Raw genomic sequence first — 15,809 nt, forward strand, 5'->3', positions numbered from 1 at the left:
TTCTATCCCTCCGAAATGACTTTTATAGTTTTTCTTACCATATCAGCCTTTTTTAAAGCACTATCCAGATTTTTGTCAACAATGGTGACATGCCCCATTTTTCTAAAAGGCTTTGTTTCCTTTTTTCCGTAAATATGAAGGTTTACGCCTGGTATGCTCAGTATATCTTCTACACCTTCAAAACAAGGTTTGCCTTGGTAGCCTTCAGCACCAAGAAGATTAACCATCACTGCCGGTATTATTAATTCAGTAGAACCTAGAGGTAAACCTGTTATTGCTCTTAAATGCTGCTCAAATTGTGATGTAATACAGGCCTCAATGGTATAATGCCCGGAATTATGAGGCCTAGGAGCTATTTCATTTACAAGAACCTTTTTATCCGGTGTCAGAAACATTTCTATACCAAAAATACCGACACCATCCAAAGCCTCGACACATCTCATAGCCAAATCCAAAGCTTGTCTTTTGACAGATTCTTCAATGCGGGCCGGAGCTACTGTATTATCACATATATTGGCCCTTTGGTCAAAAGTCATTTCTACGACGGGGTAACATTTTATTTCCTTATTTGTGTTTCGCGCAACCATTACTGCTAATTCTTTTTCAATAGGAATAAGTTCCTCTAAAAATGAGTCGCATTTTAAGGCATTTGAAATATCTTCAGGTTTTTCAATTACATAAACACCTCGGCCATCGTAACCGCCCTTACATGCCTTTTGAACTGCGGGAAGCCCGAAATTCTCAATAGCATCGGACAAATCATCATTTACCATGACCCAGCGGGCGGTAGGTATGCCGTTTTTGTCCAGCATCTGTTTTTGTTTAGATTTATCCTGTATAATTTCAAGAACATGAGGAGAAGGGAATATTTTATGTCCTTTTGCGCTGAGTTCGTTAAGTATACGAGTATTTATATGTTCTATCTCAAAAGTAGTAATGTCGCTATTTACGACAAGTTCACGAATTTTATCCTCATCGTAAAATCCTGCTACGATTTGGCGGTCTACTAATGAATAGGCTGGGCACTCAGGTGTAGGATCGAGAACCGTTACGGTAAAATTAAGTTTTTTTGCTTCCTGTGCCAGCATTTTCCCCAGTTGACCGCCTCCGATAATGCCAATTTTAAAATCCATTGGGTGAGCCATGAATTAGTTCATCTCCTAAAATAATTACTTTGTTTGAAAAGTATTATATCATAAACTTGGACAATTTTATACAAACACAAGAAACCTGTTAATGACTAACTATCGATACCATTAGGTAAAAGTACCTCGCTAGTCATTAACAGGTAATATTATATTTCCCAAAAAAAATAGAGTTATAACGATAATTTGATGGATATTTTACCAAATGCTATAATAATAGATGAGCGGCCCATAATCATTTTAGCAGACTGTAAAAGCTGCCGGACAATATTATGTATATTCAAAATTGACATAATAACACTAAATTAACTCGGAGGTAGTAAATTGATGGAATTACCAATCGGTCCAACGTACATGGAAATAAATTTGGATACGATAGCAAGTAATACGAATAATATAAAGAGATTAATTGGAAATAAAGAACTGATGGCTGTTGTAAAGGGCAATGCTTACACCCATGACATGATTGAAGTTTCCAAAACTGTTCTAAAGAATGGTGCATCAAGGTTGGGCGTTGGAAGACTTGAAGAAGGAATTTACTTGCGGAAGGCAGGTATAACCGCGCCAATCTTAAATATGTGTTTGAATATGGAAGGTCAAGAAAGAGAAATAGTTAAGTATGATATTGTACAGACGGTCTGCGATTTGGACACCGTACACAGGCTTTCCTGTGAAGCGGCAAAAATGAATAAAAGTGCAAAAATCCATGTTAAGATTGATACGGGTATGGGCAGAATAGGTATTTTCCCAGAGGATGCATTGAATTTCATCAGCGAAGTTAGCACTATGCAGAATATAGAGCTAGAGGGTGTATATACCCATTTTGCCACTCCTCATGATAAAGAATTTATGAGTTATCAGTTAAAACTGTTTTCAAGTGTTTTGAAACGGCTTAATCAAGAAGGGTATTCAATACCGCTTAAACACTGTGCATCGAGCGAAGCATTTGTTGCCATGCCAGATACATGGAAAAAGTTTGATATGGTTAGAATCGGTGATCTTGTATATGGTGTCTATAACTCAGAAGAAGAAAAAGATAAAATCAAAGTCAATTTTGCTCAGACCTTTAAAACAACCATAGTATTCCTAAAAAAACTGGGCCCAAATACCAGTATAGGCTATGATAGAACATACATAACCGATAAAGATACAATTATTGCAACACTGCCTGCAGGATATAATGACGGATATACTAAGCTATACTCAAATAATGGTATTGTGCTCGTAAGAGGCAAAAAAGCTCCTGTGGTGGGAAGAGTATGTGCAGATCAGATGATGATAGATGTTACAAATATTCCGGATGCTAAGGTCGGCGATGAGGTTGTTTTGTGGGGAAGACAAGGCAATGAAACAGTGCTGCCTGTATATGATTATATTTTCATGGGTGACAAGCAGAGAGTTCCAAAAGTGTTTATAAAAAATAATAAACCGTGGAAAGTCAAGAGCATATTTGGGGAAAAGGTATTTTAAACGCATTAAAAATAATTTACTAATACCAAGATCAACGGGGGTGATTGTTTGACCAAAATTTTAGTTATAGGCGGTGGGCCGGCAGGGCTTACAGCAGCCATTGAAGCTGCTAAGCAAGGATTTGATGTAACACTCTTTGAAAAAGCTAAAATCGGTGAAAATATAAAATGTGCCGAAGGCTTTTTCGATACCATGAAATTGTTGGGAAAACCATGTGCAGGTGTATTGTTTAAAGTGGAACAAATTATAGTAAAAGCTAAATCGACGTATAGCTTTGATGCCAGTTATTTAAATTTATGGATGATTGATAGGGCAGTTTGGCAAAAAGCATTGTCAAAGCAAGCAGAAAATAATAATGTTATAATTAAACAAGATTTTCCTGTTCAGCATAGAGAGTTAGAACAACTAAGAACAGCATATGATTATATTATAGATGCAAGCGGTGCTCCCTCGGTTACATCAAGGTTATATGGTTTTTCAAGTTTTCATAAAGAAAATTCCGCAAGGACAGTTCAATACACTTTAAAAGGAGACTTTTCTCATATCGGTAATTGCCTTAAAGTTGGTCTGATGCCGGATTTTTGGGGATATTATTGGATTTTTCCGAAAGGAAAGGATGTTGCAAACGTCGGTGTCGGAGATTTCTATCCGGTGCAAAGTGAAAGCCTGTGGGCGCGCCTTGATAAGATAATTGAACAAGAAGGTTTAAGCGAGTATGAAATATTAAAAAAAATCGGCGGTATATGCCCGACGGCAATACCTGAAAGTTTAAAGTATGATAATATATTATTGGTAGGCGATGCGGCGGGCCTTACATCTCCTTTGCACGGCGGAGGACTCGATATGGCTGTTATAAGTGCCATGGAAGCCGTAAAAGCCATAGCTTCTAATGCTCAATCCTATGATAAAAATTTGAGAGCAGTTTTTGCTGCAAAACTGAAGTTTGAAAGGTTTTTAGCTAAACTATGGCGTCAAAGGAATCTCGATGAAATGGATGAGTTAATTAAGAATTTAGAAAAAAATAGGATATATGGTTTTATGCTAAATCCTCATCTGATAAATGATACTACGATAACTTTATTAGAAAAGTTTTTTGCAAAACAGCAGTCTGTTGAAAGCTAAAAATATTATTATAAAGTAAATATCTCATAAAAAACGAAAATTTTTGTATTAATAAAAAATGTTTTTTAATTTTTCTCAAAAAAAAGGAAGTATCGCAAGTTATTTAAAGGCAACCATGCGATGCTTCCTTTTTAGATTTACTTTGTTTTGGTTTTTGGAGTTATTCTACGAGTAATTTCGGCTATTTCGTCAGCAAAACTAGAGATCGGCTTTCCTTCTTTTATACCTTGGGCTACTTTTTTTAAACGAGTGATTAGGTTCGGATCTGTTGTGATACTGACTGTTTTAATACCAGTGTCGGCTCTTTTGATTTCATCGGCTACTTTAGTCTTAATTTCTTCGGTTTTTTTAGCTTCAATATTCGGATTTGTTTCCAAACCAACCATGGCTGTAGAATCAGTTATAACAACAGTAGCCGATTTAACACCTTCGACCTTCTCCGCTGCCTTAGCTAACTTAGTAGCTCTTGTATGAGCTGAAGTTGCCGGCTTTTTAGCAGGCGACGGCGTAGGCGTCATTTTTGCAGGAGGAGCCGGCTTGGGAGCTGGTTTTTTAGTTGTGCTACAACCGCCAAGGGCCAATGAAAGACTTAAAGACAGTATTAAGCTTAATACCAATATTTTTTTCATGGCTTTTTCCCTCCTATCTAGTTTTATCATAAGAAATTTGAAGGTATTTTATACTGTAAGTTTAAGGGTAAAATTATCAGCCAGAGTTTACCATGTGTGATTTGTGGTATAATATACTTGAGGTGGTTTTAGTGTTTGAACTGCTGTCACGAGTTTCAAAATATATTTTTATTGCTCTCATATATTATTTTTTGTTCAATTTCCTAAAAATAATGATGGCAGATTTAAGAAGAGAAAAAAACTATCCAAAGGAAACTGGATTTATCTTAGTAGAAGAAAATGGCAAAAAACACACGCTGTTTGATATAAATACGATAGGCAGAGCTGATGATGCAGATATAATTATTGATGACCCTTTTATTTCCAGCAAACATGCTTTAATTGCAAAAAGAGGTTCAAAGTTAGTAATTCAAGACTTAAACAGTACAAATGGCACATTTTTAAATGGTAAAAAAATTAAAAAACCGGTTAGGTTAAAAGAAAAGGACGAAATTCGTCTGGGTACAAAAAAATTTACGTTCTTAAGAGGTGAAACCATTGGAACCGGGGACCGAAGCTACTTACAATAAAAATATAGCAATAACTGCATTAATAGGACTTATAGCATCTCTGCTGCTATCAGTGCGTGAAGGTTCTTTTTCCCCTGTGCCTATTTATGGTGATATAATTTTTATGGTGATTATGTTTTTTGGATATTTTTTAAGTAATATTTTATTTCCCGAACAAGATCCAGCATTACTTATTCTTGTAAGTTTTATAGCTCAATTAGGATTGATAATGCTCTACAGAATAAACCCCGAATCGGCTGTCAAGCAACTAGCTTGGTTTGGGATAGGTTTATTTTTATTTTTTGCAAGTACATTTATATCTAAAGCTTGGGTTGAAGTTAGGATAGGTTCATTTTACCTTTTTGTGATAACTGCATTATTATTGGCATCACCACTAGTTCTTGGAGTGGAACGCTGGGGTTCTAAAAGCTGGATAACATTTCAAAATTTCTCATTTCAGCCTTCAGAGTTGGCAAAAATAACATTCAGTCTTTTTTTGGCCGACAGCTTAAAAAATAAAAAGATAGAGAATCCATGGCAGTTTTTTGGGCAAATTTTTATAATCCTGGCTCTTTTGGCAGCAGCCAAAGATTTGGGTGGAGCAATGCTTTTTTATTGTACGGCTCTTGCAATTATTTTTGTGGCTACATCTCGCATAGATCTCACAATAATCGGCATTGTCATTGCATGTATTGCAGGCCTTTTAGGCTATGAATTTTTTGGACATGTACAAGTCAGGGTGAAGGCGTGGTTAAATCCTTGGGAAGATGTCCCAGGTAAGGGTTATCAAATCGTACAATCACTTTTTGCTATAGCTGAAGGCGGATTTTTTGGTACCGGCTTAGGTCTCGGGCGTCCAGACTATATACCGGCTGTTACCACGGACTTCATTTTTTCGGCATTTTTTGAAGAATTTGGTTTTTTAGGCGCATCGGCATTAATTGTAGTATATTTTTTATTGGTATATAGAGGGATAAGGATATCATTATCCATAAAAAATAGCTTTCTAAGCTTGTCAGCTTTAGGTATTACATCTTTTTTCGGAATACAAATTTTTACTATAATAGGTGGAGTGATAAAACTTATTCCAATGACGGGAGTGACATTACCTTTTATGAGTTATGGCGGCAGCTCCATGGTTATGAGCTTCATTTCCTTGGGAATACTGAACGGCATAAAGATAAGGGCTTCAGGCGGTGAAAAGGATGGATAAGCTTGAGAGAAATATAAAACTCCTATTTACTGTTTTTTGTTTCCTTTTTATTTCGCTTATAATATATTTAACATATTTTACTACTGTCGAGCGGGAAAGGCTTATCAAAAGCTCATATAATCGTAGACTATGGGAGCAGGAAGAAAAAGTAATGAGGGGGACCATTTATGATAGGAAAGGCAGACCTTTAGCCGAGTCAGGCATAGAGGGTGGAAATAAAAAAAGGATATATAATGGCGGAAAAGCTATAGGACCGCTTGTAGGATATTCGGACCGAATTCTAGGCAGAGCAGGGCTTGAAAGTATTTTTAACGGTGAATTGCTGGGAATATCTGAGCAGGATCCGGTTGCACTTCTGCGCCAAAAGATATTAGGAGTAAATGAACGCGGAAGTAATTTATATCTTACCATAGATTTAGATTTGCAAAAAAAGGCTTATAATTTGTTTCAAGGTCGTAAGGGAGCATTGGTAGCACTAGAACCGAAAACCGGCCAAATTTTAGCATTAGTGAGCTCCCCAGGCTATGATCCGTCAACGATTAAGCAAGATTGGGAAACCATTTCTAATAATGAGGACAAACCTCTAATGAATCGAGCCACACAGGGTCTTTACCCTCCGGGTTCAATTTTTAAAATCATAACATTAGCAGCAGCGTTAACACATAATCCTGAAATAGAGACTGAAACCTTTTATACTCCTGGATATATAAAAGTTAATGGAAACATTATAAGAGATTCAGAACATTTATGGCCTGGTGAGTATGATTTGTCCACAGCTTTTCGATATTCGAGCAATACTGTTTTTATTCAAATAGGGCAGAGGGTGCAAAGGGAAAAAATGATATCGATGGCTGAAAGTTTTGGCTTTAACAGCTCCAATAGATGTGATATTCCCGTAGCCAAAAGCACTTTTCCCAGACCTTCTATGCTTGGAGGTGATGTTGAAATGGCCGAGGCTTTTATAGGCCAAGGGAAGATTTTGGCTACACCAATGGAGATGGCTCAGGTAGCTGCGATTATTGCAAATGAAGGCAGAGCAGTAACCCCATATATTATGGAAAAAATTATTTCTCCACTGGGGGATGTAAAAACTGTGAAATCTAGCACAAGCACGACTCAGATAGTGAGCAAGCAAGTAGCCGATAAGATAAAAGCCCTTATGGTAGAAGTCATAAGAAACGGTACCGGAACCGCTGCAGCAATAAATGGAATTGAAGTTGCCGGTAAAACAGGAAGTGCTGAAAATCCGCATGGTAGGGCACATGCTTGGTTTATCGGCTTTGCTCCGGCACAAAACCCCGAGATTGCATTAGCGGTTATAGTGGAAAATGCAGGTTCAGGAGGTGCTGTTGCCGGCCCTATTGCGCGAGATGTAATCTTGCAGTATTTGAACAGCTTAAAATAGTTAGCTCTATATAGCTGAATTTACTTGCACTTGTAAAACCTAATATAAATGACTAAATTTTATTGTAGAAGTTAGAGGTGAACAATTTGAAAAAAAGTACGATTGCAGACATAGCATTATTTTTCGTGGCTCTTGGCTGGGGGCTGAATTTTGTTGTAGAAAAGAAATCTTTAACAGCGATTACTCCACTCATGTATCTTGGCTTAAGGTTCACTCTAAGTGCATTACTTATGGCCGTAATATTTCATAAACAATTAAAAAATATAACTAAAGAAGATATTAAGGGTGGCCTAATCATTGGTCTGTTTGTGCTGTTGGGCTTTGTAACTCAGACCGTTGGTCTTGTTTATACAACCCCGTCAAAGTCCGGATTTATTACCGGCAGTAATGTGGTTATGGTGCCATTTTTGGCTTACTTTATAACAAAAGAATTTCCCCAACTAAACCAAATAGTCGGTGCAATAATAACATTTGTGGGTTTAGGATTTGTTTCTATCGATGAAAACTTAGTTATTGGCTGGGGGGATATACTCACATTATTGTGTGCATTATGTTTTGCATTGCAGATTACCTTTACCGAATACTATGTAAAAAAATCCAATCCGATAAATATAGCATTTATACAAATAGCACTGACAGGCATAATAACTATGGGTATTGCAATAATCCAAGAACCTGCCATATCTTTAAGTTATGACCTAGAAATATGGGGTTCAATTTTCTTTGGCGCGGTATTCTGCACTGCTGGAGCTTTTGCTGTTCAAAATGTTGCTCAAAAATATACCAGTTCTACACATGCTGCTGTGATACTGTGCACTGAGTCAATTTTTGCAGGCATCTTTTCTTACCTGTTCTGGGGAGAACCCCTGGCTTTAAAGACAGTAGTTGGTTTTGTTTTAGTTCTAGCAGGAGTTTTAATTACAGAAATAGTTCCCGCCAGAGCAACCGAATGCATTAAAGAATCGGCAGAAACAACAACACTGTAAAAGGCATTTAATTTATATTAAAAAGTGAGCGTCTCAAAACTATTTTTTAAATAGTTTTGAGACGCTCACTTTTTTATTCTCCAAGATAGGCTTTTTTTACTTCTTCATTTTTTAAAAGATTTTCTGCAGTATCTTGTAGTACTATTTTACCCGTCTCTATGACGAAACCCTTATGAGCTATTGATAAAGCCATTCGGGCATTTTGCTCTACTAATAGGATAGTGGTTCCTTCTTTGTTTATTTCTGTTAATATATCGAATATATTTGCTACTATTTTAGGTGCAAGCCCCATGGAAGGTTCATCCAAAAGCAGCAATTTTGGTTTGGCCATTAAGGCTCGGCCTATGGCTAGCATCTGCTGCTCACCGCCGGAAAGTGTGCCGGCAATTTGTCTTTTACGATTTTTAAGAATAGGAAAAAGTGTAAAAACTTCTTCAAGATAATTTTTTACTTCCTGTCGGTTTCTATTAAGGTAAGCACCTAACTGAAGATTTTCCAGTACAGTCATCCTGGGGAAAACTCTACGCCCCTCGGGAACCATGGCTATACCTGCCTCTACTATATCCGAAGTTGCTTTGCCTGTTATATCCTTATTTTGAAAATAAACCTTACCTGAAGTAGGAGATATAAGGCCACAGATGGTTTTTAATGTAGTCGTCTTACCGGCTCCATTAGCCCCTATGATTGTAACGATTTCTCCTTGCTTTACCTCGATAGATATTCCTTTTAATGCTTGAATGTTACCATAATGTGTTACAATATCATCTAGCTTTAGCATGCACGGCCCTCCTTGAGGGAACTTTCCCCAAGATAAGCTTTTATGACCTTTTCATCATTTTTTATCTCGTCAGGAGGTCCATCGGCTATTTTCTTACCATAGTCAAGCACCATAATTCGCTTAGAAATACCCATGACCAATTTCATATCGTGCTCTATTAAAAGCACTGTTTTACCCTTGTCATTAAGTTTTTCAATAAGCTCTATTAGTTCGTTGGTTTCCTGAGGATTCATACCTGCTGCTGGTTCATCAAGTAAAATAAGTTCCGGGTCTGTAGCTAAAGCCCTTGCCATTTCCAGACGCCTTTGCTTGCCGTATGGAAGATTTTTTGCCTTTTCATTGTGCAGTGCTTCAAGACCGACAAATTTGAGAACATCCATAGCCCTTTCCTTAACGAGTGCCTCTTCTTTCCTGGTTGACGGGGTTTTAAATATAGCGCCAAAAACACCTGTCTTAGTGCGGCAGTGCTGTCCGATTATAACATTATCAAGGACACTCATTTCACCGAACAACCTTATATTTTGAAAGGTTCTAGCAATGCCCATTTTTGTAATTTCATAAGGCTTAAGATTTCTAATTTCCTTTTTTCTAAAGTATATTTTACCTTCTGTAGGTGAGTATACTCCGGTTAAAAGATTAAAGAGAGTAGTTTTGCCGGCACCGTTGGGGCCGATAACACTTAAAACTTCTCCCTTATTTATTTTAATGTCAACTGAATTTAATGCTGAAAGACCTCCGAAAACCATTGTAAGATTATTACCTTCTAATAGTTCCATTGATTATTGACCTCCTTTCTCGAGTGAGTTTTTGTATTCTTTTTTATTTGAAGATGGTGCACTTATTATCCCTTGAGGTTTTACAATCATCATTATAATAAGCAGCAAACCATAAAAGACCATACGATATTGAGCGATTACCGGTGATATTGAACGTAAAAGCTCAGGCAGCACAGTTATTATACATGCGCCTAAAACAGCACCATAAGTGTTGCCCATTCCGCCCAAAACTACCATACACAGTATTTCAATTGACTTCATAAATCCGAAGTCCTTCGGATTTATGTACCGGAACAAAAAAGCATATAGCCCTCCTGCTAATCCGGCGTAAAATGCACCTATAATAAATGCGAGAATTTTAAACTGAGTAGTATTTATTCCCATTGCTTCGGCCGCCAATTCATCTTCGCGGATTGCAATAAAGGATTTTCCTACACGGGAATTCATTATTCGATTTAGAGAAAAAATGACCAAAAACAGTGCTACTGCAGAGATATATATATTTGTAACCTTTGGGATACCTCGAAGACCCATAGGACCGCCTGTAATTTCAAGATTTAAAAGGATATTTTTCATAATTTCGCCAAAGCCGAGAGTAGCGATAGCAAGATAATCGCCTTTTAATCTTAAGGTAGGCACTCCGATTATGAATCCAAAAAAAGCTGCTACAGAAGCACCTAAGATAATGGAGATTAAAAAAGGCAAATGCAACTTTAACGTAAACAAGGTGGCAGCATATGCTCCTATACCCATAAACGTTGCATGACCAAGAGAAAGCTGGCCAGTATATCCTGTTATTAAATTCAGGCTTACAGCTAGTATAGAATTTATCATAATAACTGTCAATATTTGAAGATAATAATTCAACCTTACTTCACCTACACTTTCTCTTGTACACTGCGGCCCAAAAGCCCGGTAGGTTTAAGTAATAGAATAAATATCAAAACTGCAAAAGCAATAGCATCCTTATATCGTGACATATAAACCGCTCCAACCATTTCGACAAGTCCGAGAATTAAGCCACCAAGCATTGCACCGGGAATACTGCCGATTCCCCCCAGTACAGCTGCTACAAATCCCTTTAAACCGGGGAAAAATCCCATCATTGGATCAACTGAATCAAAATAAACTCCGACAAGTACTCCTGCGGCCCCACCTAATGCCGAACCTATGGCAAAAGTAAAGGTAATAACATGATCGATTTTTATTCCCATTAACTGAGCAGCTTCTTTGTCTTGAGCAGTAGCCCTCATAGCCTGACCGAGTTTAGTTTTTTGTATCAAAAAGTGCAATCCTACCATAAGAATAATAGATACAAACAAAATTAAAAGCTGTAATGTTGAAATACGAAATCCTCCGATATTCAAAGTTGTTATATGAAGACCGGAAGGAAATGACCTGGCTTGTGGACCAACTATCATTAAGACGGCATTTTGCAAAAAGATAGAAACTCCTATTGCACTAATCAGCGGAGCTATGCGATTAGCTTTCCTTAACGGTTTATATGCGGCTTTTTCAATAATAATGCCTAATATACATGATCCTATCATACTAATAAGAAGTGCTGCAAAAAAAGGCAGCTTATAAACCGAAACCATTGTAAGTCCTATAAAGGCTCCAATCATATATATTTCGCTGTGTGCAAAGTTAATAAGTTCCAAAATTCCATATACCATTGTATAACCAAGAGCTATTAATGAATATGTGCTGCCAAGTGTTAGACCATTTATTATTTGTTCGAAAAACATTTCTAAATCAATTCCTTTCTAAAGGGCAAAGTCAATGGATGGACTAGTCCATCCATTGACAAATTTATCTAACATCAACTGTTATTGTTAACGAAGCTTGGTAAATTTTCCATCTTCTACTTTTAATATAATTATATCTTTTATTGCATCTCCAACATCTGTAAAAGATGTGTTTCCAGTGATACCTGGGAAATCCTTAGTTTTTGCCATTTCCTGTTGAAGAACTTCTCCGCCTTTGCCATCAGTGTTTTTAATAGCAGTTAACAGTATCATTGCTGCGTCATATGCTTGGGCCGCAAACATATCAGGTTCACTGTTGAATTTCTCTTTATATACCTTGACAAAATTCTGTGTGTTTTCAGAAGGATCATCAGTAAAGAATCCGGCTGTAAAAACTGCACCTTCCACGGCATTGCCGCCTAGTTCAAGTAATACAGGGGAATAAAAACCGTCTGCACCGAGAATTTGAGCATTAAGACCTTGGTCTTTTGCCTGTTGGGCTATCTTGGCGGCTTCGGTATAATAACCTGCGATGTATAAAGCATCAGGATTTGTTCCTTTAATCTTAGTGAGCTGAGCCCTGAAGTCTTTCTCGCCATCGTTATAGGTTTCTATGGCTGTTATTCCTGCAAGTTCTTTAGCTTTTGCCTCAAAAGCTTCCTTAAGTGAAAGACCATAATCATTGTTTGTAAACATTATGGCAAATTTCTTAAGCCCCAATTCTTTAACGGCGTATTCGGCTAATTGTATAGCTTGAACTTCATCTGACAGGCAGTTTCTGAAAATATAATCACCAATTTCCGGAACTCCGGCTGCTGTTGATGAAGAGGAAATCATAACAACTTTAGCATCATTGGCTATCGGACCGGCAGTGAGCGTTTCCGAGCTTATTACGCCTCCGACAATGGCTACTACCTTATCCTGCTCTATGAGTTTTGAAGCAGCATTGGCAGCTTCGGTTTGTTCGCCGCGTGTGTCTTCCGATATTAGCTTTATAGGCTTACCGTTGATTCCACCGTTTTGATTAAACTCTTCCACAGCTATCTCTACACCGTTTTTAGTACTTAGACCATAAGTAGCAATATTTCCGGTAAGAGGACCTATAGTACCAATTTTAATTGTTTCATCAGGTTTTGCCGGTTGTGATGTATCAGGACTTTTTTCCGACTGATTTTGGCTGCAGCCGGATAAAAGTGCTGCTGTCAACATAATTATAAAAAGTATGGTTAGAAACCTTGAGCGTTTAGACATAAGCATAAAATAACCTCCTGCGAGTATTTTCAAAATGATATTAATAAAAATAAGCTTTCTTCAGACAAGTAACTCAATTCGTAAATATTTAAACTACTTTAGACTTTAACCCTACTATATTATACACCACCCCCAAAGTTCCAAGTATAAAAAAATAGCAGATTACTCATGACAAAGCATAAGTGGAACCTGCCGCTAGAGTCTTTTATACTCACGGTGTACTAGAAAAACTAGCTGTACCGCTCGGACCAGACGCAATATAGCCGGAACCCTAGGTACACTCCCACATCCTATATATATAATAAAACATTAGATTTTATATCATATTATAATCTAAATCAATCAAAATGTCACTAATAAAAATGATAATTTATAAATATATTCGCATAAAACATGCATATTTTTCTTCTATAAGTGGAAAAATACAAAAGTGGATTTTATTTAAATAACGCGAAAAATAAAGAAAAAAGCAGTATAACTGGCAAAAATACAATTTATTCAACTAACAGCGAGAATAAGAGAAATTGATTTTAATGGAAGCTTTGTATATCATATTAAATGAAGTTAGCACTCATCACGAGGGAGTGCTAACAACTTGCTTAATAGAATTTAACAGCAAAGTCCTTCATGCTTTGTTAAAAGCTTTTGCTTTAAACAAGATTGATAAATAAAATCATAAAAGGAGGGTTATACAATGAATATTAAACCACTAGGTGATCGAATTGTCATCAAAGTTTTGGAGGAAGAAGAGAGGACTAAGGGAGGCATAGTACTGCCAGATACTGCGAAAGAAAAACCTCAGAAAGGTGAAGTAGTTGCAGTTGGGTCCGGTGAAATCATTGATGGGAAAAAAGTTCCATTAGAAGTAAAAGTAGGAGATAAAATTATTTTCTCCAAGTATGCAGGGACAGAAGTTAAACTAGATAGTGAAGAGTATTTGATATTAAGACAAAGTGATGTTCTAGCTATATTGGAATAAAAATGCGAGGAGGGATTTTTAAATGGCAAAACAGATAAAATTCGAAGAAGATGCTCGTAGAGCTTTATTGGAAGGTATTGATAAGCTTGCTGATACTGTTAAAGTAACTTTAGGACCTAAAGGACGTAATGTTGTTTTAGAGAAGAAGTTTGGAACACCCACTATTACTAATGATGGTGTTTCCATAGCAAGAGAAATAGAACTTGAAGACCCCTATGAAAATGCAGGAGCTCAACTAATAAAGGAAGTTGCTACAAAGACACAAGATGACGCAGGTGATGGAACTACTACAGCAACCTTGCTGGCTCAGGCCATTATACATGAAGGTATGAAAAATGTAGTGGCAGGCGCCAATCCGATAATTTTGAAAAAGGGTATTAAAAGGGCTGTAGACGCAGTAGTCGAGGAGATTAAAACCTTCAGCAAACCTGTTGAAACGAAAGAGGCTATAGCGCAAGTAGCATCAATTTCCGCAGCCGATGAAGAAATCGGAGAACTTATTGCCGAAGCTATGGAAAAAGTAGGTAAAGACGGTGTCATTACTGTTGAAGAGTCACAGACAATGGGAACTACACTTGAAGTAGTTGAAGGAATGGAATTTGATAGGGGATACATATCTCCCTACATGGTAACCGATACTGAAAAAATGGAAGCTGTCCTTGACGATCCGTATATTTTGATAACCGATAAAAAGATCACAACAGTTCAAGACCTGCTACCCATCCTGGAGAAAATAGTACAGCAGGGCAAGAAGCTCGTTATAATTGCAGAAGACGTGGAAGGCGAAGCGCTTGCAACATTGGTTGTTAATAAACTGCGCGGAACATTGACATGTGTAGCGGTTAAAGCTCCTGGATTTGGAGATCGCAGAAAAGAAATGCTGGAAGATATAGCTATTTTGACTGGCGGACAGGTGATTTCCGAAGACCTTGGCATGGATCTGAAGAATATCGATATGAGTATGCTTGGCAGAGCAAGACAGGTAAGAGTAGATAAAGAAAATACTACAATTGTCGAGGGCTCTGGCAAAACTGAAGATATTAAGAAACGCATTAATGCAATTAAAGCCCAGATTGAAGAAACCACATCCGATTTTGATCGGGAAAAGCTTCAAGAGCGCTTAGCAAAATTAGCCGGCGGTGTAGCTGTCATTCAAGTCGGTGCCGCTACTGAAACAGAACTTAAAGAGCGGAAGCTTCGCATAGAAGATGCTCTGTCAGCTACAAGAGCCGCTGTAGAAGAAGGCATAGTTCCAGGTGGCGGAACGGCATTTATTGATGCCATACCAGCCCTTGATAAAATCCAGGCAGAAGGCGATGAAGCTATTGGCATAAATATAATAAAGAGAGCATTAGAAGAACCGGTAAGACAAATTGCAGCAAATGCCGGCTATGAAGGCTCAATTATTGTAGAAAAACTGAAGGCCAGTGAAAAAGGCGTTGGATTTGATGCCCTACGTGAAGAATACGGAGATATGCTTGCTAAGGGTATTGTAGATCCGACAAAAGTAACGAGATCGACACTCCAAAATGCTGCTAGCGTAGCATCTATGGTAATCACCACAGAAGCTGTTGTAACCGACATTCCGGAAAAAGAAAAACCAATGCCACCCATGCCCGGCCAAGATATGATGTATTAATAAAACGTAAATAAAAAGACTCGCAAAGTGATTTGCGGGTCTTTTTGCTTATTCAACATTAATATTTATATTTAATAATTTCCATCCATTGCAAAACCATTTTCAGCAGCTTGGGAACTG

Annotated in this window: 15 protein-coding genes; 8 read left to right on the plus strand and 7 right to left on the minus strand. The window is 37.5% G+C overall.

Annotated features, from left to right (window positions below):
• Positions 1-2: 2 nt before the first annotated feature.
• Complete coding sequence (locus BUC45_RS02215; RefSeq protein ID WP_296970014.1) at positions 3-1,145, minus strand: 5-(carboxyamino)imidazole ribonucleotide synthase; 1,143 nt, start codon at positions 1,143-1,145, stop codon at positions 3-5.
• 327 nt (positions 1,146-1,472) lie between these two features.
• Here BUC45_RS02215 and alr point away from each other — a divergent pair, with 327 nt between their 5' ends.
• Entirely contained in the window at positions 1,473-2,615 is a 1,143-nt protein-coding gene (gene alr / locus BUC45_RS02220) for an alanine racemase (protein WP_296970085.1), read from the plus strand.
• 48 nt (positions 2,616-2,663) lie between these two features.
• Positions 2,664-3,737 (plus strand): NAD(P)/FAD-dependent oxidoreductase, encoded by a 1,074-nt coding sequence (locus BUC45_RS02225; protein WP_296970016.1) that lies wholly within the window; start codon positions 2,664-2,666, stop codon positions 3,735-3,737.
• A gap of 137 nt (positions 3,738-3,874) precedes the next feature.
• On the opposite strand, the gene BUC45_RS02230 is transcribed toward BUC45_RS02225, so the two are convergent.
• Positions 3,875-4,366, minus strand: a complete 492-nt coding sequence (locus BUC45_RS02230) for a YhcN/YlaJ family sporulation lipoprotein (protein WP_276792579.1) — start codon at positions 4,364-4,366, stop codon at positions 3,875-3,877.
• Positions 4,367-4,458: 92 nt separating this feature from the next.
• Between BUC45_RS02230 and BUC45_RS02235 the strand changes: the two genes are divergently transcribed.
• The 4 genes from BUC45_RS02235 (at position 4,459) to BUC45_RS02250 (ending at position 8,518) form a co-directional block, all read left to right on the plus strand.
• On the plus strand, positions 4,459-4,935 hold the full coding sequence (locus tag BUC45_RS02235) for an FHA domain-containing protein (RefSeq protein ID WP_276792580.1): 477 nt from the start codon (positions 4,459-4,461) through the stop codon (positions 4,933-4,935).
• Positions 4,895-6,127 (plus strand): FtsW/RodA/SpoVE family cell cycle protein, encoded by a 1,233-nt coding sequence (locus BUC45_RS02240; RefSeq protein WP_296970018.1) that lies wholly within the window; start codon positions 4,895-4,897, stop codon positions 6,125-6,127. Before BUC45_RS02235 ends, BUC45_RS02240 begins: the two co-directional genes overlap by 41 nt.
• Positions 6,120-7,532, plus strand: a complete 1,413-nt coding sequence (locus tag BUC45_RS02245) for a penicillin-binding transpeptidase domain-containing protein (RefSeq protein ID WP_296970019.1) — start codon at positions 6,120-6,122, stop codon at positions 7,530-7,532. The genes BUC45_RS02240 and BUC45_RS02245 overlap by 8 nt, the downstream gene beginning before the upstream one ends.
• Before the next feature lie 77 nt (positions 7,533-7,609).
• A complete protein-coding gene (locus BUC45_RS02250; RefSeq protein WP_296970021.1) occupies positions 7,610-8,518 on the plus strand; it encodes a DMT family transporter in 909 nt (302 codons plus the stop codon).
• Positions 8,519-8,591: 73 nt separating this feature from the next.
• Here BUC45_RS02250 and BUC45_RS02255 read toward each other — a convergent pair whose 3' ends face one another.
• The 5 genes from BUC45_RS02255 to BUC45_RS02275 form a co-directional block, all read right to left on the minus strand.
• Positions 8,592-9,296 (minus strand): ABC transporter ATP-binding protein, encoded by a 705-nt coding sequence (locus tag BUC45_RS02255; RefSeq protein WP_296970023.1) that lies wholly within the window; start codon positions 9,294-9,296, stop codon positions 8,592-8,594.
• Entirely contained in the window at positions 9,290-10,072 is a 783-nt protein-coding gene (locus tag BUC45_RS02260) for an ABC transporter ATP-binding protein (protein ID WP_296970025.1), read from the minus strand. Before BUC45_RS02260 ends, BUC45_RS02255 begins: the two co-directional genes overlap by 7 nt.
• A gap of 3 nt (positions 10,073-10,075) precedes the next feature.
• Positions 10,076-10,939, minus strand: a complete 864-nt coding sequence (locus BUC45_RS02265; protein WP_296970027.1) for a branched-chain amino acid ABC transporter permease — start codon at positions 10,937-10,939, stop codon at positions 10,076-10,078.
• Between the two features lie 11 nt (positions 10,940-10,950).
• Positions 10,951-11,820: a branched-chain amino acid ABC transporter permease gene (locus tag BUC45_RS02270; RefSeq protein WP_296970029.1), complete on the minus strand. Its 870-nt coding sequence runs from the start codon at positions 11,818-11,820 to the stop codon at positions 10,951-10,953.
• Positions 11,821-11,907: 87 nt separating this feature from the next.
• The gene (locus BUC45_RS02275; protein WP_296970031.1) at positions 11,908-13,077 is read right to left on the minus strand and encodes an ABC transporter substrate-binding protein; all 1,170 of its coding nucleotides are present in this window, start codon (positions 13,075-13,077) and stop codon (positions 11,908-11,910) included.
• 688 nt (positions 13,078-13,765) lie between these two features.
• Between BUC45_RS02275 and groES the strand changes: the two genes are divergently transcribed.
• Together groES and groL are read left to right on the plus strand one after the other, a co-directional pair.
• Positions 13,766-14,050 carry a co-chaperone GroES gene (groES, locus tag BUC45_RS02280; RefSeq protein ID WP_013777515.1) on the plus strand — a complete coding sequence of 95 codons (285 nt, stop codon included), beginning with the start codon at positions 13,766-13,768 and terminating at the stop codon, positions 14,048-14,050.
• A 22-nt stretch (positions 14,051-14,072) separates the two neighbouring features.
• Complete coding sequence (gene groL, locus BUC45_RS02285) at positions 14,073-15,689, plus strand: chaperonin GroEL (protein ID WP_296970033.1); 1,617 nt, start codon at positions 14,073-14,075, stop codon at positions 15,687-15,689.
• Positions 15,690-15,809: the final 120 nt, after the last annotated feature.

The sequence above is a fragment of the Tepidanaerobacter sp. EBM-38 genome (genome assembly GCA_001896545.1).
GTDB lineage: Bacteria > Bacillota > Thermosediminibacteria > Thermosediminibacterales > Tepidanaerobacteraceae > Tepidanaerobacter.

Coding starts and splice junctions, on each gene's coding strand:
- BUC45_RS02235 (WP_276792580.1), top strand. CDS start 4,459: ATGTGTGATTTGTGGTATAATATACTTGAGGTGGTTTTAGTGTTTGAA.
- BUC45_RS02270 (WP_296970029.1), bottom strand. CDS start 11,820: ATGTTTTTCGAACAAATAATAAATGGTCTAACACTTGGCAGCACATAT.
- BUC45_RS02230 (WP_276792579.1), bottom strand. CDS start 4,366: ATGAAAAAAATATTGGTATTAAGCTTAATACTGTCTTTAAGTCTTTCA.
- BUC45_RS02275 (WP_296970031.1), bottom strand. CDS start 13,077: ATGCTTATGTCTAAACGCTCAAGGTTTCTAACCATACTTTTTATAATT.
- BUC45_RS02215 (WP_296970014.1), bottom strand. CDS start 1,145: ATGGCTCACCCAATGGATTTTAAAATTGGCATTATCGGAGGCGGTCAA.
- BUC45_RS02255 (WP_296970023.1), bottom strand. CDS start 9,296: ATGCTAAAGCTAGATGATATTGTAACACATTATGGTAACATTCAAGCA.
- groES (WP_013777515.1), top strand. CDS start 13,766: ATGAATATTAAACCACTAGGTGATCGAATTGTCATCAAAGTTTTGGAG.
- alr (WP_296970085.1), top strand. CDS start 1,473: ATGGAATTACCAATCGGTCCAACGTACATGGAAATAAATTTGGATACG.
- groL (WP_296970033.1), top strand. CDS start 14,073: ATGGCAAAACAGATAAAATTCGAAGAAGATGCTCGTAGAGCTTTATTG.
- BUC45_RS02245 (WP_296970019.1), top strand. CDS start 6,120: ATGGATAAGCTTGAGAGAAATATAAAACTCCTATTTACTGTTTTTTGT.
- BUC45_RS02260 (WP_296970025.1), bottom strand. CDS start 10,072: ATGGAACTATTAGAAGGTAATAATCTTACAATGGTTTTCGGAGGTCTT.